The 18,972-nt window shown below is 42.7% G+C and carries 13 protein-coding genes; 11 read left to right on the forward strand and 2 right to left on the reverse strand.

The window, feature by feature from the left end; genetic code table 11:
* The first annotated feature begins 23 nt into the window (after positions 1-23).
* The 3 genes from OM416_RS26155 to OM416_RS26165 all read left to right on the forward strand — a co-directional run bounded on the left by OM416_RS26155 (position 24) and on the right by OM416_RS26165 (position 3,978).
* On the forward strand, positions 24-1,409 hold the full coding sequence (locus tag OM416_RS26155; RefSeq protein ID WP_264934347.1) for a CDP-glycerol glycerophosphotransferase family protein: 1,386 nt from the start codon (positions 24-26) through the stop codon (positions 1,407-1,409).
* Positions 1,410-1,415: 6 nt separating this feature from the next.
* Positions 1,416-2,537 (forward strand): glycosyltransferase, encoded by a 1,122-nt coding sequence (locus tag OM416_RS26160; RefSeq protein ID WP_264934348.1) that lies wholly within the window; start codon positions 1,416-1,418, stop codon positions 2,535-2,537.
* 547 nt (positions 2,538-3,084) lie between these two features.
* Positions 3,085-3,978 carry a DUF1919 domain-containing protein gene (locus tag OM416_RS26165; protein ID WP_264934349.1) on the forward strand — a complete coding sequence of 298 codons (894 nt, stop codon included), beginning with the start codon at positions 3,085-3,087 and terminating at the stop codon, positions 3,976-3,978.
* 850 nt (positions 3,979-4,828) lie between these two features.
* On the opposite strand, the gene OM416_RS26170 is transcribed toward OM416_RS26165, so the two are convergent.
* Positions 4,829-5,035, reverse strand: a complete 207-nt coding sequence (locus tag OM416_RS26170) for a YrzA family protein (protein ID WP_264934350.1) — start codon at positions 5,033-5,035, stop codon at positions 4,829-4,831.
* A gap of 378 nt (positions 5,036-5,413) precedes the next feature.
* Here OM416_RS26170 and OM416_RS26175 point away from each other — a divergent pair, with 378 nt between their 5' ends.
* The 5 genes from OM416_RS26175 (at position 5,414) to OM416_RS26195 (ending at position 11,743) form a co-directional block, all read left to right on the forward strand.
* Positions 5,414-6,406: a tRNA dihydrouridine synthase gene (locus OM416_RS26175; RefSeq protein ID WP_264934351.1), complete on the forward strand. Its 993-nt coding sequence runs from the start codon at positions 5,414-5,416 to the stop codon at positions 6,404-6,406.
* A gap of 223 nt (positions 6,407-6,629) precedes the next feature.
* Entirely contained in the window at positions 6,630-8,639 is a 2,010-nt protein-coding gene (locus OM416_RS26180; protein WP_264934352.1) for an AraC family transcriptional regulator, read from the forward strand.
* 1 nt (position 8,640) lies between these two features.
* The gene (locus tag OM416_RS26185) at positions 8,641-9,669 is read left to right on the forward strand and encodes a FecCD family ABC transporter permease (RefSeq protein ID WP_264934354.1); all 1,029 of its coding nucleotides are present in this window, start codon (positions 8,641-8,643) and stop codon (positions 9,667-9,669) included.
* Entirely contained in the window at positions 9,666-10,679 is a 1,014-nt protein-coding gene (locus tag OM416_RS26190; protein WP_264934356.1) for a FecCD family ABC transporter permease, read from the forward strand. Before OM416_RS26185 ends, OM416_RS26190 begins: the two co-directional genes overlap by 4 nt.
* Before the next feature lie 17 nt (positions 10,680-10,696).
* Positions 10,697-11,743 carry an NAD(P)/FAD-dependent oxidoreductase gene (locus OM416_RS26195; protein WP_264934357.1) on the forward strand — a complete coding sequence of 349 codons (1,047 nt, stop codon included), beginning with the start codon at positions 10,697-10,699 and terminating at the stop codon, positions 11,741-11,743.
* 218 nt (positions 11,744-11,961) lie between these two features.
* Here the strand turns inward: OM416_RS26195 and OM416_RS26200 are convergent, their stop codons facing one another.
* On the reverse strand, positions 11,962-13,017 hold the full coding sequence (locus tag OM416_RS26200; RefSeq protein ID WP_264934358.1) for an ankyrin repeat domain-containing protein: 1,056 nt from the start codon (positions 13,015-13,017) through the stop codon (positions 11,962-11,964).
* Between the two features lie 250 nt (positions 13,018-13,267).
* Between OM416_RS26200 and OM416_RS26205 the strand changes: the two genes are divergently transcribed.
* The 3 genes from OM416_RS26205 (at position 13,268) to OM416_RS26215 (ending at position 18,756) form a co-directional block, all read left to right on the forward strand.
* On the forward strand, positions 13,268-13,837 hold the full coding sequence (locus OM416_RS26205; protein WP_264934360.1) for a hypothetical protein: 570 nt from the start codon (positions 13,268-13,270) through the stop codon (positions 13,835-13,837).
* A 113-nt stretch (positions 13,838-13,950) separates the two neighbouring features.
* Positions 13,951-15,111, forward strand: coding sequence for a cobalamin-independent methionine synthase II family protein (locus tag OM416_RS26210; protein WP_264934361.1), 1,161 nt, complete (start codon positions 13,951-13,953; stop codon positions 15,109-15,111).
* A 279-nt stretch (positions 15,112-15,390) separates the two neighbouring features.
* The gene (locus tag OM416_RS26215) at positions 15,391-18,756 is read left to right on the forward strand and encodes a HEAT repeat domain-containing protein (RefSeq protein WP_264934363.1); all 3,366 of its coding nucleotides are present in this window, start codon (positions 15,391-15,393) and stop codon (positions 18,754-18,756) included.
* Positions 18,757-18,972 lie beyond the last annotated feature (216 nt).

The following is an 18,972-nucleotide window of genomic DNA, read 5'->3' on the forward strand; positions in this document are numbered from 1 at the left end:
CAAATCTTAGAGAGCGTGATGACATGAAATTCGTCCTGTTTGGTGCAGGCTTACTTGGTAAATCATATTATTCGATGCTAAAAGATAAATACGATATTGCATACTTTGCTGATAACAATCCTAAAAAACACGGAACAACTTTTCTTGATATAACAATAATCAGCCCAGAAGAAATTTCTGAGATGGATATACAAATTATTATAACGAGTAGTTATCACCTTGAAATAGCAGAACAACTATATGCAATGGGGATTAAGGAGTTTTACATTCCCAGTAAATATGGTACTGCTGATCTGACACATATAGACTTGATTGAATACGGGGTTATACAAGAAATACCTAATAAAATTTGCATTATTGGACATTATAACGCGGGTGCTGTTTCAAAAGCATTAAGAAATAAGCTTTATGATGATATTCAAGTGGTGCTTGTGAAAGATTCAAAAAAAAACAACGAGTACTATTACCACTATCTATCAAGCAGCCTTATTATCACGCAATATAGTGAACACTGTGGTGAAAAGAAATCAATAGAATTATGGCATGGTTTCCCAATAAAGACACTTTATTTTATGAGTCACGAAAAAAGCGAGAGAAGCTTGGCTAATAGCAAAAAGGAGATTTTTAATAAAAAGACTGCAGTTTGTTCAATGTCACACTTGTATAGTATATTTATGGGATATTGTTTGCATCTTGATTTTGAGAAATTTGTAGTTACTGGTTATCCACGTAACGATATGATCTTTAAATCTGATGGTAGGAAAATGCTAGAAAAACTGATTGGGCCTACAAATCAGCGTAAAATTTTATTATATGTGCCAACCTACAGAGAGTCGTTATACACCAAAAATGGAGAAAGTACGGCTTTTATTAGTGATATGGTTGGATATGATGAAAAAGTATTCAATGATTTCCTGATTGAAAATGATATTCTCTTTCTATATAAACAACACGCTGTACAGCTCAATCGAAAAATGTTTAATAATTCAATAAACATCATAGAAATTACAGATGATATGCTGCATAGCAGTGACATGGATCTTTATGAAATTTTAAATGGTGTGGATGGACTAATTTCAGATTATTCATCTATTATTATAGATTTTCTGCTCACGGATAAACCAATCATTTTGACTCCGTTAGACCTTGAACAATACAGTAAAACAAGGGGATTAATGATGGAGCCGTATGATGCCTGGATGCCGGGGGAAATAGCTCTTGACTATAATCAATTTCAGCAAGCAGTTATTGACTCACTTTACGGTGACGACAAGTTTAAAAAAGATAGAGCGCGTTTAAAACGCATAACTCATAAATATGCTGATGGAAACTCCTCCAAACGGGTGCTTGCTCTCGCGCGGAACTTGTTAGAACTGGATGGACAAGACACGAAAGTATTGGAGGATTAAGTTTAAATGAAGAAAATTAAGGTACTCCAATTTCCAATAGTTAATCAACGCGGTGGAATAACACATTATGCAATGAGAAACTGGGATTTTATAAATAAAGATAAATTTCAATTTGATTTTGTAACGTTTAGTAAATCCCTTGATTTCGAAGATGAATTAACTACACATGGGTGCAAAGTTCATTATGTATCATGCTATGCGGAGCAAGATCAAGAGCAATTTATATTAGAGATAAGAAATATTTTATCCGAGGGTTATGATGCGATACATTTGCATACCGGTTATTGGAAAAGTTTCTTAGTTGAAGAAATTTCAATTGAATTGGGAATACCGATTATTATTGTACATGCGCATAACATGATGGTTGATATAAATGATCCGGTTTTAAGACAAAAGGCAATTGAGAGACATGAGAAACAAAAAAAACTGTTTATGCCGAACCATGCTACACATTTTTTGGCCTGTTCTCAGTTAGCAGCTAATTGGCTGTATGGATCTCAAATTCCAAGGGACAACATTCGTATACTAAAAAATGCTATTGATACAGATAAATATGCTTATAATACAGAGGTTCGTGAAGAATATAGGGAGAAATTAGGTCTACAGAACTGTTTTGTTATTGGTCATGTTGGAAGATTTGTCTATCAGAAAAATCATGAAATGTTATTAGAGATTTTCACGAAAGTGAGCAAGGCAATTCCAACTGCAAAGCTAATGTTGATTGGAGACGGTGAGGGGTTTAATTCCGTTAAAGAAGCAGTATTCACTCATGGAATGGAAGATCGTGTGTTGCTACTCGGGCGGCAACCAGATATTGAAGTTTCCAAGTTGATGCAATCTATGGATATTTTTTGTAATCCTTCTAGATTTGGTGGGCTTGATCTTACGTTAGTTGAAGCACAAACCTCAGGTTTAAAGTGCCTAGTTACTGCTGATATTATGCCTGAATCAAAAATTACAGAAAACCTAGAATTTTTACCGCTAGAAGCTGACGTCTGGTATGATGCCATAATTGAATTATCCAAAGGGTATCCTCGTACCGATTGCAAAGATATTGTAGCAAATGAAGGCTATTCACTTACAAATCAAATTCATGAGCTTGAAAAAATATATTCTGCTCAACTCTAAAAACTGATAATCTTAGCTCTTGAGATATTTTGAGTAATTAGTTGGTGATGTTGATCTGGAAAATAGTGTAATTGATCAGAAGCTTGGCAACACTCCTGATCAATTACACTATTAACTGGTGAATGAATTAGATGATGATGGCTTTTTAAAATAGATCTGATTTTTGGCGTAAAGATATGTTGAAATTATTTTCGAACGATCACGAATCATACAGTTGAGTGCTTTGCTTGTAATAATGATGCAAAGTGAAGCATGGAACAGCATGCGGGCACTGAAATTTACAAAGGGCAGACCGCAGCAGAGACATGCATTACCTTTTAAATATCTCGGTTATCCTAGCATACACTTATCTCTAGCAAATGACGAAGCCCAGCATCCTTCCGAGCAAGTGTAAAAGGTTTGAACTAAGAGTCATATTCTCGATCTATCCGCACATATCGATGACCAGCTAAAACTGGTATAGACTAAACGAGTAAGGATATCTTGTTTTATGCGAAATGTCGATTATAATCAATCAGATTGATAATATGATACGAGGAGAATTGTCTTGTCAAAGTATAGATGTATAATTTGGGGAACTGGAATTGATTATGATATGTATATTAATTCAATTAAGTATCAGGAATTAATTGGTGATATTGAAATTGTTGGAATCACTTCGAATCAGTCAATTTATCAAAAGGTAGATCAATTTTGTTTTATACCGAATCATGAGTTGGGAAACATTGATTTTGATATACTGATTATAGCTAGTCGTAAATTTTTTAAAGAGATTCAGAAGGGAGCCATATCGCTTGGGATAGATAATGAGAAAATTGTGAATATCAAAATTTTCTCTCTACCTAATTTTGATATAAATAAATATTTAGAAATAAAAAAATCCCAAATCAGCATTTTTTCGAACAATTGTTGGGGAGGTTTAACCTATAATCAATTAGGGATGGAGAATTATTCACCCTTTATTAATATGTTTGAAAATGAGATGGATTATTTAAAAATATTGAGTGATCCCCAAAAATATCTAAATTACGAATTGGAGTTTGAGAGATATATTTACTCAGAGGTTTCGAAAACGGAATACCCAGTATGCTATTTAAATGACGTACGTTTGCATTTTAATCACTATACTTCACTTGAAGAGGCTGTTGAAAAATGGAATAGTCGCAAGAAAAGAATCAACTGGGATAATTTATTTATCATGATGCACACAGAGAATGCAGATGTAGCAGATCGATTTGTAGAGTTGCCTTACAGAAATAAAGTGTGTTTTGTCCCTTTTGAAACCTCCAAGGAATCTTTATTATCAATACATTATAAAAACTCTAATGAATTAAAAGAATTCCCTTTCTGGAGTATTGTAAATGGTTTGGCGACAGGGAATTATAAATTTTATGATATATTAGATTTATTATTAGGAATTAGGAATGATAAAAGAATATGAGTATTAATAACCTGGATGACGAACCTTTCAAATTTATGATATTATTGTTCTAATTGAAAGCACAGAGGGGTGACAAGCAGTGCTAACTTTATTTGCATTGTTTTTCGCCCCTTCTTGAGTTAGTGATAATTTTTATGACTTGTGAACTACTACTCATGTTATTAGAGGATAACGAAGACTCAATTTTCGAGATGGATGTGAAAAAATAATCAGCTATTTGCAAATTTTTTACGGAAAAAATTATTCGGTTTTAAGAAATAGATTCAATTATATAGGATGATAGTGCTAATCCTCCTTGTGTGTATAGTTGTATGGTGGCTGTATTCTATACTAATCTGGCCAGGAGCCCTTTTTATTTATTTTAATCGAACACAACTGCTTGGCAGCAGAGCGACTGGCGCTTACAGCTATTTCGATCTGATGATCTCAAATTCTATCAATATACGTAATCAGCTTCAGCAGGAGTTGAAGGATCATATGCTTTGAGGGGAATGGCGTGCCGATGAGAAAGCATTGCATTCATATTAAATTTATGAGAAGGAGCATCTAATGAGCAGCAGCATTGGGGAGTTTATGTCAGGACAAATGTGCTTTATCATCGTGTCTTCAATCAGGAGGCATCGTAGATAACGATGAATTCATTACGGAGAACAATGCGTTCATGATGTATTCTCCCATATTTCCTGAATCTTCTAATGCCTAGCTGCATGATATTCAGAGGAAGAAAAGGGGCCACGCCAAGTGATTCGACCGTTAAAAGTGGTCATAATCATTCGGTCTCTGTTTTTACGTGAAAGAGCAGATTATCTTTGGGATAACCTGCTCTTTTTCGGTTTTTTGTAAAGATCGATCAATCTGCTGCAAAATGAACCATTGCACTATACAACATTTTGTTGCGAAAAGGATCAAACGTTACTTGATGCTGAACTTGCTTCACCCGCAGCATTAGTGCCTTATTAATCTCTATTCGTTCTTCGATTGCTCGCGCCAGTTCATGGAAGTCATACGCCTGCAAGCATTCGACCTTGTCTTTGATCATATCCAGTGAAATATCCATATACAATTCAGGCCTCCTCCAAATCTCGATTTGCAGGTTAAAAGCCTGCCGAGCTTCATTTTAGAGGAGCTTTTCCAGTTCGGCAAGAGCAATCGTGCTGAAAATCAAATGAAGACGTGATAAAATCGGGAAAGGACAATTTCGAAATCATCGAACTTTCAATATCTGAAGATCTAATGGAAGTAATAACAGATACTGCTGTTTGAACAAAGTTACATTTGCATGGTATAAGTGAAGAAGAAGCTAGGACACCATAATGTGAATTGCAACGAAACTGCGAATGATCATGTAAATGATAGGCAAGCAGATGCATGAGTTACGAGTTTTACTATTAATGAGGACATAGACTGTCCTGGAATGTATAGAGGAGTTTTAGAGATGACAAAGGAAAACTTTTGGCGTGAATTGCCACGACCATTTTTTATACTGGCACCGATGGAAGATGTGACGGATGTCGTGTTTCGGCATGTCATAAGTGAAGCGGGAAGACCGGATGTGTTTTTTACGGAGTTTGCGAATACAGAGAGTTATTGTCACCCGGAGGGGCACCATAGTGTGCGTGGGCGTTTGACGTTTACAGCGGATGAACAGCCGATTGTGGCTCATATCTGGGGAGATAAACCGGAATTCTTTCGTGAGATGAGTATCGGTATGGCGAAAGAAGGCTTTAAAGGGATCGATATCAATATGGGTTGCCCTGTAGCGAATGTAGCCGAGAATGGAAAAGGAAGCGGACTGATCTGTCGTCCGGAAACCGCAGCCGATATCATTCAAGCAGCTAAAGCCGGAGGATTGCCTGTTAGTGTAAAAACAAGACTTGGCTTTACCGCTGTAGACGAATGGCGTGACTGGTTAACCCATATTTTGCAACAGGACATTGTGAATCTGTCCATTCACCTGCGAACGAGAGAAGAAATGAGCAAAGTAGATGCTCACTGGGAACTGATTCCGGAGATTAAAAAGCTTCGTGATGAGATCGCGCCGAATACACTGCTGACGATTAATGGGGATATTCCTGACCGTGAGACAGGCCTCCGACTAGCTGAGCAATATGGTGTGGATGGTATTATGATTGGACGCGGTATTTTCCAGAATCCGTTTGCTTTTGAGAAGGAGCCGAAGGAACATAGCAGTGAGGAATTGCTTGATCTGCTACGGCTGCATTTGGATCTTCATGATCAATATTCAGGACAGGAGCCACGTTCGTTCAGTGCGCTTGCCCGTTTCTTTAAAGTCTATGTCCGTGGCTTCCGCGGGGCTAGTGAGCTGAGAAACAGCTTGATGAATGCCAAGTCGACAAGTGAAGTTCGTACGTTGCTTAATGAATTTGGGAGTAAGGATCAAGATGAGGCGGAGGAACGTGGGATTTAAGTTTCCGAGTTTGGAGAAAAAATGAAAATTGATTGATATACACCCCTTAGAAAGACATTGAGATAAGCCCTTGGTTTATCCGATGAGATTCTAGGGGGTGTTTTCATGATGAGACCCGCAGATACAAACCGAATAAACATGTTATCTTCAATAATGATATTGATAATCAAACTCATTTAGAATACGATCTATATTAAAATGTGATTTGAAGGAGTGAAGATAGATGCATGAAGAACCGAGCTTAACCGATTATTTCACCAATGAAATGATTGAGAAGATTGCTCGATTATGGTCACACACTCCCATTTCATTAATAGACGTTCGCAGTAAATGGGTCTATCCGAATCGTCCTATCGAAAATTATCGAATGCCTAGCAGCATGCTGGTTTATGCATATGGTGGACTCGCGGATGTAAAACTTAATCATATTCATTACAGCATGAATCGTTTTGGAATTTTTCATGGAGGCAAGGGAGCAGAATTAAGTATTTCGCCTTCAGATTCACAGATTCATACGATCATGGTTCTTTACAAACCGGAGCCGCCTTCCTTCTATAAGAAAGAAATAATTCGGTTATTGGAACAGATTGATCCATTTATACAGCTGTACGGGTACGTTCCCCAAAACCCGATACAGTTCCAAGACAAATTCCAGCAGATGTTGGATAGTTGGCAACGTATAACGGCAATGAACCAATTTCGTGCCAAAAATCTGCTATATCAAATTATTCACGATATTTATAAGGATATGCAAACGGAAGGTGTGCATTATCTTCAACCCGATCCGGTCAATTCGGCCAAACAATATCTTAATGAACACTACAGAGAACCAATTTTGTTTCAGGAAATAGCCGATATGTTTTCCATTAGTAATGGCCAACTGACTCGTTTGTTCAAAAAAAAGGAAGGCATAGGATTGCAAGAGTATCTGATTCAAAAGCGGCTTGAAGTAGCGCGAACTCTTCTGACCAATACGGAATCGACAATCAAGGAAATTGCTCTGGGTTGTGGTTTTATTGATGAGAAGAACCTGTTTCGTATGTTTAGAAAGCATTACAAGATGACCCCTAACGATTATCGGAAAATAAAAGCACCAGGCATGCCGGATTATGGTATTGATAATAATTCTCACCGTTTATACAATGAGGAAGGGCTAGACAACCTAGCCAAAATACATAGTGACGGGGAGTTAACCATGTTTGGACAAACAAGAAGCAAGGAAATGATAATGGCGGCGATGATGAGCTTGATGTTGTTGTTATCAGCGTGCTCGGGTGCTGTACCGGCCAATAACGGAGCCACAGCAAGTGAGACACCGACGCAGACGCAACAGGTACAATCATCGGCAAGTGCGGAGACGAAGGTAGCCGAGTCCACTCCGAAGACAAGGACGGTCAACACGATTATGGGGGAAATAGAAGTTCCATCTAATCCTGAGCGAGTAGTCGTGAATTGGTACGCTGGAGATGCGGTTACTTTAGGCTTAAATATTGTAGGTACAACGGTGGGGCAGAGTACAGAAAGTTCTTACAACAAGCTTCCTTATTGGGATGAGCTATCCAAATATACGTTCATTGAAAAGTGGGAACCGGAAGACGTAATGGCACTTGAACCAGATTTGATCATTACGCATAAGGAAGAGGACTTCGATAAATTCAGAAATATTGCTCCGGTGCTTGTGATTTCAGGTAATGAAATGACACCAACAGAGAGATTGCAGTTTCTAGGAGAAGCGACTGGACGTGGAGAGATTGCGACTCAAGTGTTGGATAACTTCGAGACCAGGCTAACTGCTGCCAAACAATTGATAAACAGCGATCGATTCAAAGACCAGACGTTTACTATTAATCAGGATTGGGGTTCAACCGGATCGTGGGCTGGCATTGGATTTGAAAGCGAGTCTCGTGGCGGAACGCTTCTATACAATTTCCTGGGAACAAAATTACCGGATAACGTGCAGGCCCTGCTCGACAAATCGGGGGATGATTATGCCATCCTTAGTTATGAAGTTGCCCATGAGTATTTTGGTGACTATGTATTATGGTTCGAATCTCCGGGCAAAGAATCGGAATATCAAAAGACAGAAATATGGAACAGTATTCCAGCCGTTGCCAATCATAAAATTGCAATTATTCCGGCAGAGGAATATGGGCTATTCTTTTTCTCCGACGTAGCTGCCATGACTGCGCAACTGGATTATATCACGAACCTTCTGCAATCATTAGAAGGCTAATATGGAAGCCAGTCGATCTTCCGCTTCTCTGCTCTCCAAAAGTCGACTCCTGTTGTACACAATAACAGGAGTCATCCTTCTAATTATCATGTCATTTCTCTCTATTTCTCTGGGTGCGGCAGATATGCAATTTTCAACTGCTTGGGGAGCCGTTTTTGACTTTGATGCTGCAATTACAGAGCACCAGATTGTAAGAACGTTCCGAGTGCCTCGAACCTTTGCAGACATTATAGTCGGCAGCAGTCTTGCCCTTTGCGGTGCGATCATGCAGGGAACGACGCGTAATCCATTGGCGGACTCGGGACTGATGGGGATTAGTTCCGGCGCGGTGTTTGCCATAGCGCTGAGCATGGCCTTTTTCCCGACTTCTACTTATGGTGTGACCATGTTGTTTGCTTGTATGGGGGCAGCTATTACAACGGGACTGACATATTTTATTGCTTCAGTCGGCAAGCGCGGAATGACTCCCCAACGATTGGTACTGGGAGGAATGTCCATTTCGATGCTGTTTGGTGCATTCTCCCAATTTATTGCAATCAGATACCAATTGGGAGAATCACTGGCATTTTGGACGGCAGGAGGAACAGCAGGAGCAACGTGGAGTGAAGTCATGTTTGTTACTCCTGTTTTTCTGGTAGGTGTCATTGCGTCCATTGTGTTGTCCCCATTCGTAGCTGCCATGAGTTTAGGAGAAGAGGTAGCCTCTGGATTGGGATTGAAAACCAGATATATTCTACTAATGTCAACGATTGTAGTGCTTGTTCTAACGGGGTTGTCGGTTATCGTAGTAGGCCCTGTCGGATTTGTCGGCCTGATAACCCCACATATTGTCCGAGGGCTAGTTGGTGTGGACTATCGTTATATCATTCCGGTATCGGGCATATACGGTGCGCTCTTGACTGTTTCAGCGGATCTGGCAGGTCGTCTGATCAATAAGCCATATGAAACGCCGATTGGCGTCACATTTGCTGTAATTGGTGTTCCCTACTTTCTCTACCTGGTTCGCAAGCAGAGGAGGGAGATTCAATGAAAGCACGCCGATCCCCTGCCGTGAGAGCTGTCATCATGATGCTGACCACGTCGATTATCATTCTTGTCATTGCATTGATTAGCATCAATTCAGGAAAGATGAATCTGACGCCGATTGAAGTATGGCAAGTGTTCATTGGTCAAGGAACAGATCAACAGAACATGATTGTATATGAATTTCGTCTTCCTCGTATTGTGCTGGCGGTCATTGTCGGTATAGGAATGGGAGTCTCAGGCTGTGTAATGCAAACATTGCTGCGAAACGATATGGCTAGTCCCGGTACGCTGGGGATTAATTCTGGAACAGGACTGTTTGTCCTGATTTTCGTGGTGATTTTCTCCGTGCAAGGTGTTTCTTCTGCGATTGTTTTACCGCTACTAGCATTCGTCGGCGGGATGACAGCAGCTATTTTAATTTTTGTTTTGGCTTATCGGCGTGGAAAGGATATTTCTCCTACTTCATTGATTTTAACTGGTGTGGCTTTGGCAAGCGGCTATAGCGCATTTACGATCATGTTGACGCTTAAGCTAGATCATACTCAGATGGATTTTATGGTTCGCTGGTTTGCAGGGGAACTGTGGGGAGATGATTGGAGATATTTGCGTGTCTTAGTCCCATGGACCCTCATCCTGTGTTTGTATGTTTTCTACAAATCCCGGGTGCTTAATGCGTTGAAACTTGGTGATTCATTGGGCAAGGGACTTGGAGTGGCTGTAAAACCCGAGTTTATAGGTTTAGCGGTTGCGGCGGTTGCCTTATCTTCAGCAAGTGTTTCACTTGGCGGAAACTTTTTCTTTGTTGGACTGATTGCTCCTCATATTTCCAGAAGATTGGTAGGTCACAATCATAAGTTTTTGGTACCAACCTCTTGTCTGACTGGAGCCATGATCGTATTGTTGGCGGACACAATCAGCCGTACGATCAGCTTCGGTGTAAGTATTCCGACAGGAATTTTAATTACGATCTTGAGCACTCCATATTTTTTGTATTTGTTGTCAAAAGCAAATTGAGTAGAGGAGGAATAGTCTTGGATGAACTTTATGATCTTACCATCATTGGCGGTGGACCAGCTGGTCTCTATGCTGCCTTCTATAGCGGAATGCGAGATATGAAAACCAAAATTATTGAGGCTAATGATGAATTGGGTGGCGTATTGCGTACGTTCCCGGAAAAAATGATCTGGGATGTCGGCGGCACTACGCCGATTCGCGGCGAAGAATTAATTCGCAGGACGATTGAACAGAGCCAGACCTTTCAGCCGACCATTGTATTGGGACAAAAAATAACCAACTTCGAGCGGCTGGAAGGTGGCACAATTCGTCTATACACTGAGACAGGCGAACAGCATCACACCAAAACGGTACTACTCGCCGTAGGTTACGGCATACCTAAGCCAGTTAAACTCGAATTGGAAGGTGTAGAACGTTTTGAAGTAAATAATCTGTTCTATACAGTGACCCAAATGGATTATTTTCGGAATAAGCGTGTCCTCATATCCGGGGGTGGCGATACAGCGGTGGATTGGGCGAATGAGTTGGAGGGGATCGCAGCCGAAGTTACTATAGTTCATAGACGTAACCAATTTGGTGGTCACGAACAGCCTGTTAAACAAATGCTGGAGTCTTCAGTCAGGGTATACACACCACATACCATTTCCGGTCTACATGCGAATGCTGCTGGGGATGCCATAGAGTACGTGACGATATCTCGTTTAGATGAGAACGGGGAGATGGAGAATGAGAAAGAACGAATTGTCGTGGATGCAGTTATTGTAAACCATGGTACACGTAGTGATTGGGGAGATCTTGGTGGTTGGGAGATGGATCGAGGCGAGTGGAACAAGTTCAAAGTAAATGACAGAATGGAAACCAGTTTGCCCGGTTTTTACTGTGCGGGAGATGCTGCGGGTTATGCAGCAAAGATTGGTTTAATTGCTACGGCATTCAGCGACTCCATTATCGCGGTCAACCAAGCCAAAGCCTATATTGATCCAACTGCCAAAAGAATGGCGTCGGTTTCTTCACATAGCGATGTATTTTATGAGTGGAATAAGGCGCTTCAGGAAAATAAGTAACATTTGTGAAAAACATAGCCGATCAGGCTGTGTTTTTTATGTTGTGGCGACTAATAGTAGATGACAGAACAACCTTCTAATCGTTATTCTCCCCAGATTTGATCGATTCCCTTTTCTAAAGGGGGAAATCTGAGGAGAGATGAAAAGAAGGTTACATTTATTGGATATTTTAGCTTGATTCACACATTTTCATGCCGTTTATCCTTAGAATATTAATATTAACGCGAGTACTCCGGCTGGGTCATGGCGACTGGCTGAGGATTGGCAAGTACCCATAACACAGCCAACTCGGATAATCTGGCAGGCGCATCAAAATCGTATCCATTGCGAAGTCTGCTGACCAAGTCTGCTGCCTCTTGGAGATGTGCCGGGGCGAGTGGCGCACCAGTGCTCAGGTGATGAATCAGTGCTTCCATCATCTTGCGATACTCCGCATCCCAGTTTCCTCCGCCATTATCCAATACTTCATGGGATACGCGCCCTGTGATGCGGATAACCTCTCCTTGTACTGTTTGCGCATGTCCCTGGGCCGGGATGAGATATTCCCACAACTCTTGGTGTTGCTTGGGCCAAGCGGTTGCCTTTACCTGAATGGGTGAAGTCCCATCGTGCATGATCCGATTCGCTACCGGCTCGACATCAAATAGCCGGTACAGTTTGATCAGCGCGTCTGAAACGTCATCGACCTTGTCCTTATTGAACTTTTCACGGACGAATTCAAAATCCTTACCGATCCGCTTCACCGATTCTTTCATATCCGGGGTTAGCGATGCTCCGGCATCCAGCAGAATTGCTGCAATCTCTGCCAGATTGACTATATCGCTATTCCTGCAATTGATTAACCCCTTAGCTAATGGGGTATTTCCCTGTTTATTTTCTACGTTAATAGTAGCGCCTTGGTTTACCAACTCTTGAACCACTTTGGTTCTATACCCACTGACCGCTGCATGTAACGGTGTTTCATTTTGGTAATCCACAGCGTCCAGATCCGCACCTAATTCAAGGAACAGGGGTACATTTCCTGACCAGTGTGAGGCATGGGCATGTAGAGGCGTGCGTTGATATTTGTCGCGTGCATTAATGTCTGCCCCTTGCTCTACCAGCCAGCGGACCAATTCATCCGAAATATGCCGAAAGCTGAGGGCCGTACCTTTGCTGTAGCCCCCGCGGGCATCCCATTCGCATTGCTCAAAGACCTCTTTTACGGTAGTGATATCATTATCTTTAACGAGTTTTTCCATATGAGCAGGTAAGGTTGCTTCCTTCGTAGCCATTACACTCTTCCTCTCCTTTGTGAATAACAACGTATGTTCCAATGGTAGGCTATGACGATTTAATAGTAAGTAGATAATTTTCTGCAATTTTATCACATAGGGGAATTTAAAACCAATAACTGGGTTTCTTGCATCGTCAATTTGTTTGGCTGTGATATAATTTAGGTGAATGTTGATTTTGGAGATTGGTTGAAAAAGTTAAAATGAACGCCGTAACTTATGCGGTAGTTTTTCGATAATAGGAGGATCTATGTCCTGGAGTAAATTGAAGCAACAACTGGAGAGTTTTCTGAGTCCGGCGTTAATTGGGAGAGTAGAGTACCGTGCAACCAGCTACCGATATGCTCCTGATAAGTCTGGAAATTGTTATATTACTGTAGATAAAAAGAATGTACTCAATATGAGTGATGCAACAACCTCAATCCGATGGTATCAGACGGAGCAGGAGATCAAGAACGACCCGGAGATCATGATCCCTGTGAACGATGAAGAGATTGAAGCTATTCGAAAAGATTCCAAAGGGCCTATTCCCGAGGATCGTCTTCAAGTCATGGCAAGAAGCAGAAAGATCTCTGTACATGCCAAAGAGCTTTTGTTGGCACAGGCGGCATTAAGTAAATCGAATTTTACCGTTGCAGCGACGACGTATTTATCTACTTCTATAGAAGATAATCTAGAGAGCAATGATATCTTGTTTAATATTTTGGCTTTAGTGGACAGACGCGTTGGCAAAAAGCGAATTCTGAACATGTCCGAGCAGGTAAAGTTAAAACATCCAGCTGTGCAGTATTTTTATGAGCTACGACGTAGTACGTTGTGAATTGAATAACTTTTGATATAGCTTTTAACTATAACCAGTTATGGTTTTTAAGTATCTCTTCTAACTCCTACCCGCGTGATATGATATGGGTATACAACGAGGGGGTTTTTTACATGACTGATAAGTTCCAGATCGTAGGAAGTTTATTGCGGCCGGATGAGCTGCTGAAATATAAAACGCAAATTGAACATAATGATGATATCCAATATCCATTCTATGAAAACTACGAAGGATATGAGAAGTGCGAGACTGAGGCTATCAAACAAGTTGTCGCAAAGGAAATCGAACATAACCTGTCCGTTGTTACAGATGGCGAATTCTCCAAATCGATGTGGCATCTGGACTTTGTATGGGGATTTGGTGGAGTGAAGCGTTACATCGCAGATCACGGCTATTTTTTCAGAGATGTGGACGGAACTTCGAAATATGAAACACGCAAAGATATTGGACTGCGCATCACTGATAAATTGAGTGGAAAGAACCATCATTTCATTCAACTGTTCCAACAACTGCAAGACACAGCTGGTGAGCAACAAACGAAACTTTGTGTACCGTCTCCCTCCCATATTTTCGGTGAGCTTTCCTGGTCGGATAACATTGGAGGTGCGGATTCTGTATATCAGAATAAACAAGAGCTTAAAGAGGGTCTTGTGATCGCGTATAAGGAATTCGTCGAAGAATTCGCTGCTATAGGCGGTAAAATCCTGCAATTCGACGATTGCTTGTGGGAGCTGTTTGCAGACGACAACCCGAACTCTCCGTTTACAGGGGAGCATATTAATCAAGATGAAGTATCAGGTCTCGCAACTGAATTTATTGATATTAACAATACTGTGATTGACTTCGGTCATAGCCTGGGCTTGAAAATGTGGACACATAACTGCCGGGGCAACTACGATTCCCGCAACATGGGCGGTGGATCGTATGTAAAAATCGCTAATCTGTTCCTGAAGCAATTGAAGTATGACCGATTCTTCCTGGAGTGGGATGATGATCGTGCGGGTTCGCTTGAAGCGTTGGAAGTGTTCAAGGACAGACCTGAAACAGAAGTCGTATTAGGTTTGCTTTCCTCCAAAACGAGTACACTCGATGATGAAGCACGTGTTGTTCGTTTGCTGAACGAAGCATCCAAAATCATCGATAAGGATCGGCTGCTGCTGTCTCACCAGTGTGGCTTTGCATCCTGCGATGGTGGTAACGAATTAAGCGAAGCTCAGCAATGGGCTAAGATTGATCAGGGTCAGAAGATTGCCAAGCAATACTGGAATAACTAAATTGCAGTAGTACCACCTTTAATGAATAGGGATGACTCGTAGGGCCATTAGTGGACCTGCGAGTCATCTTTTTTTGTATATAGTCGAAGACATGGTTGGCTTTTTATAGCATAGATGAAGATCGATTCCACGGACTATGCCACCCGGAAACATCTATCCAAAAGGGAAAGCTCCTGTTTACGCAGAAGTTATATACTTTCAAGCTCCTGCGATGAGAAACGATGGCATGGATGCATTGAACGGTTATATAGAGTGAAAGGGAGAGGGGACAAGATAATAATGAATCAAACACCGTTAGAAAAAGATCAGGTTCTGAAGAAACTGGATTCGCTTGGATACTCGGACCGGATGAAGAAAATAGCTCAACTGGGTCACCAGCATTCGGATCAGGCAGGGTACTCTGCGTTACTTATAGCTTTACTCGATAGCGGTACTGCTTATGAAGCACATCTGGCATTGACTGGTGCGAGTGTAGTAAATGATGTAAATGTCGTATTGCTTGCTTTGAAGCATCCCAAGGCAGGGGTCAGAGGTCGGGCAGCCGGACTGTTGACCACAGTGGTGACAGATCCAGATTATTCCATTGAATCCGAGATCATCTCTATGTCCTATCATTGCCGCCGTCAATTACTGCGAAGCATTGTGAACCATCGCAGACAGGATTGGGCGGAGCGTCTGTTACCACTTGTGCTGGTTCGCTGGGGGGCACAGGAAGCGGCTTTGGTACTGTCCGTGTGCGGTGAAGAGACAGTTCGCAACAGACTTCCGGAACTCGGCTATGCGCTCCGCAATTGGCGGGTAATTACGAAGCGTTTTCCTGATCTGGTTGCAACATATCTGGAGCATGCTCTGCAAAGCGCGACACATCGTGGAAGGAATAGCGTATGGTGGACACTTTCTTCGGCGGTGGAGAAGTTGAGTGAATCCAGACCAGCGATCGTGCTGGAATATGCGCTCAAATATGGACCACTCGAAACGATACATCCTGTGATTAAGCAGCAATTGGGTGTCCTGATCCAGACAAGCCCTGGAAGTGTATTCGAACTGCTGACACGGGAGGAGACACGAGGTTATCTCTTAGAGGAGGGGGTACCAGCTGGTGTTCTGAAAAAAAGAAAATGGTTCACTACAGCCCAGTGGACGACGCTGGTTACCCTGCTCGCTGACGAGCCCATGCACGTTGTCATAGTATTGGATACACTTGCACCGTCGAGTCGTGAAGCAATTTTTGACGCGGCTTATAAGGAAAATGAGCGGAGGACACGTATTTTTCCTGTGTCGTTATTGGACGTTTTACCGCACCAACTGCGTGACAAGGAAGCAACGCGCATGCTCGAATTGCGCGACATCCGGGATGATCGGGAACAGAGTCTTGAGATTACAGCCCGTCGTTTGATCATTCATGCGAGGGAAAAGCTGGAGCAAGCTGTGCAGGTATCGAATGCGGATGAACGTGCTGCGGCGTATGGTCGGCTTATTCGAAGCACGGCGATATCCCGCCGGGGGATGGATGAGACACTGCGTTTCCTGACACGAGTCAAGAACGATCAGGACCCAGTACGTTGGACGGTGATGTCCGAACTGTCGAACTGTCCTGTTCCCATGTTCACCGAGCAGCATGTGGACGATCTAACTGTGCTGGCAGACAGCGTGGTCGAAGCCAGAGATACCTCATATGGGACGAAGAATGCGACAGAGAGACTTGCCTTCTCCATACTGCGAGAGCATGCGCAGGCGCCGGATAGCAGGCTTTTCAGGTTTGGTTTGAGAACGTTGAAGAGAATGGTCGTACGGGATGGGCAGTTCGTGTTGTATGAGAGAGATTGGAATAGCATACCTGATCATGCGCTTGAGGTTTTGTTCGATGAGTTGTATGCATTGGGTATAGAAGCGAACAAGCGAGAGAACGATGTTGTGGTCTTGCGTATGGCCGAATCATTTGGTAAGGCGATAGATCGTTTGCCTAAGCTTCAACACTTGCTGGAGGAACTGGTGAAGAAAAAGAAGGCTCCTGCTCAGGCGATCCGATATTGGCTGGCTCCTTACGAAACGCGGGATGAGAGAGTCAGAGAGTTGCTCGACAGAGACCCGTCCTTCATCTCATTCCATGAGGTGTTTTGGCATTTGCACCTGAAGCGACAGGAGTGGCTGGATCCGTTCATCGCAGGAACAGTCATTAAGGGCAAGCATTTGTCGGGAAAAACCATTTATGTTGTGCCTGCTAGTGACGGATTTTATAGGTGGCTGCCACGTCAACAGAAAGCACTGGCCTCCCTGCTGGAACAAGTCGCACTCGATACCAAACGAACTTCCTATGAACGCGCTGCAGTGATCCGAAGGCTGGCGAGCATGCCCGACCACTGGTCCGAACAACTGGAGGTGCTGTTGCAGGATTCGGAAGTGCATGTCGTGGAGGCGGCACTCTATGCCTATTCGTTAGGTGAAGAACCGGAGAAGGCACTTCCTGTTCTACTGGACAATCTGGCTGGAGACCGTGCTCGTGTTGCCATGTATTCAATTCCTAGATGCGCGCGCAGGGTGAGTCCGGTTTTGTTAACGTCGATGCTTTCGGAGTTGCTAAATCGGGATAAACTGAAGATTACGGTCAGAAAAGAAGCCATTCGGCTGCTTGGTGCTTATAAAAGCAATGACAGCATGACCCTCCTCGTTCGGGAATACGAGAAGCCCAATACTCACAAAGATGTCATTATCGCCATTGGACATGCGGCAAGGCAATGTCTGGATGATGAGCGAAGCTGGACCATGATGAGTACGATGGCTTCCTCTTCGGAGCGGGATATTGCTCGAAGCTTGTTGAACCAGCAGCCGAGTGAACTTCCGCTGGACTCGCGTCCACGTTATTTGCGATGGATTACAGGGATCGCAGGCCATGCAGATCCGATTGTAGCCAGAGAGGCTTTTCGCTCCATGATCTCCTGGTTGAACGGGAATGAAGAAGTAATCGCCACTTGTGCCAGTAGCACACTGCTTGATTTTCAGGATAGTACCCGATGGAAGGCAGCGCTGGACACCCTTATTGCAGCTTGCTCGGAAGGCAAAACAAACGAACAGGTGATCGAGGTTTGCAGACAACTGGCTGCCACAGAAACGACAGACGAATGGAATGCGGGGAATGAGAGAGATCTGCCAGAGCGGCAGCGTTTGCTCGCACTGATCGACAAGTTAACCTCGTTGTCTCTGAAGGAAAGGAAAATGCTTGTTCCTTTGTATGCGGGCATCATTACATGTCTCAATTGTGATGAAACCATGAAGCTGGCGGTAATCCGGTTGCATCTGGCTATGACAGACTGGAGCAAGGCGGACCTGGCGATAGGCGGCTTGGACCCTATCATTGGTATAGTGAACAGACAGCCGTATGTACTGGATTTTGTGAACCGGCAGGTCAGTCGTGTCGTGAATGCAAGCAAAGGGTACTGGAAACCGGAAGACCTCCTTCAGATGGTGGATCAGTTGAATGCTCGGCCTCACATAGCCGCTTTCAGTATAGGGCTATGTCTGTTGAAGATCGCCGGTCAGGCATTATTATGGAATGAGGACTGTACGGATCGTTTAAGAGTATATCGAACCCATGAGCAGGAAGCTGTCCGTCTGATGGCTGTGGATATATGGACCACTCTTGAATAACATAATGAGACAACAAAGACGGTACAGAATCCACTCTGTACCGTCTTTGCATTGGTTCGAAGATTAGAGTAAGAGAGTTTGAGTGTGAGACAGCATTGAGGATGAGATTGCAGGACTAAAGGAAATTATTTACTTTAAAACGGAGAAGTGCTAGGATATGGTGGAAATTGTTAGTAAATGGAACTGAGTATCCTTGTCACAACGTTGAAAACTCAA

It is taken from the genome of Paenibacillus sp. LS1 (genome assembly GCF_026013365.1).
Lineage (GTDB): Bacteria > Bacillota > Bacilli > Paenibacillales > Paenibacillaceae > Paenibacillus.

Excerpts from the sequence above, each read along its gene's own strand:
- OM416_RS26155 (WP_264934347.1), top strand. The coding sequence starts at position 24 with ATGAAATTCGTCCTGTTTGGTGCAGGCTTACTTGGTAAATCATATTAT.
- OM416_RS26160 (WP_264934348.1), top strand. The coding sequence starts at position 1,416 with ATGAAGAAAATTAAGGTACTCCAATTTCCAATAGTTAATCAACGCGGT.
- OM416_RS26170 (WP_264934350.1), bottom strand. The coding sequence starts at position 5,035 with ATGGATATTTCACTGGATATGATCAAAGACAAGGTCGAATGCTTGCAG.
- OM416_RS26175 (WP_264934351.1), top strand. The coding sequence starts at position 5,414 with ATGACAAAGGAAAACTTTTGGCGTGAATTGCCACGACCATTTTTTATA.
- OM416_RS26180 (WP_264934352.1), top strand. The coding sequence starts at position 6,630 with ATGCATGAAGAACCGAGCTTAACCGATTATTTCACCAATGAAATGATT.
- OM416_RS26185 (WP_264934354.1), top strand. The coding sequence starts at position 8,641 with ATGGAAGCCAGTCGATCTTCCGCTTCTCTGCTCTCCAAAAGTCGACTC.
- OM416_RS26190 (WP_264934356.1), top strand. The coding sequence starts at position 9,666 with ATGAAAGCACGCCGATCCCCTGCCGTGAGAGCTGTCATCATGATGCTG.
- OM416_RS26200 (WP_264934358.1), bottom strand. The coding sequence starts at position 13,017 with ATGGCTACGAAGGAAGCAACCTTACCTGCTCATATGGAAAAACTCGTT.
- OM416_RS26205 (WP_264934360.1), top strand. The coding sequence starts at position 13,268 with ATGTCCTGGAGTAAATTGAAGCAACAACTGGAGAGTTTTCTGAGTCCG.
- OM416_RS26210 (WP_264934361.1), top strand. The coding sequence starts at position 13,951 with ATGACTGATAAGTTCCAGATCGTAGGAAGTTTATTGCGGCCGGATGAG.
- OM416_RS26215 (WP_264934363.1), top strand. The coding sequence starts at position 15,391 with ATGAATCAAACACCGTTAGAAAAAGATCAGGTTCTGAAGAAACTGGAT.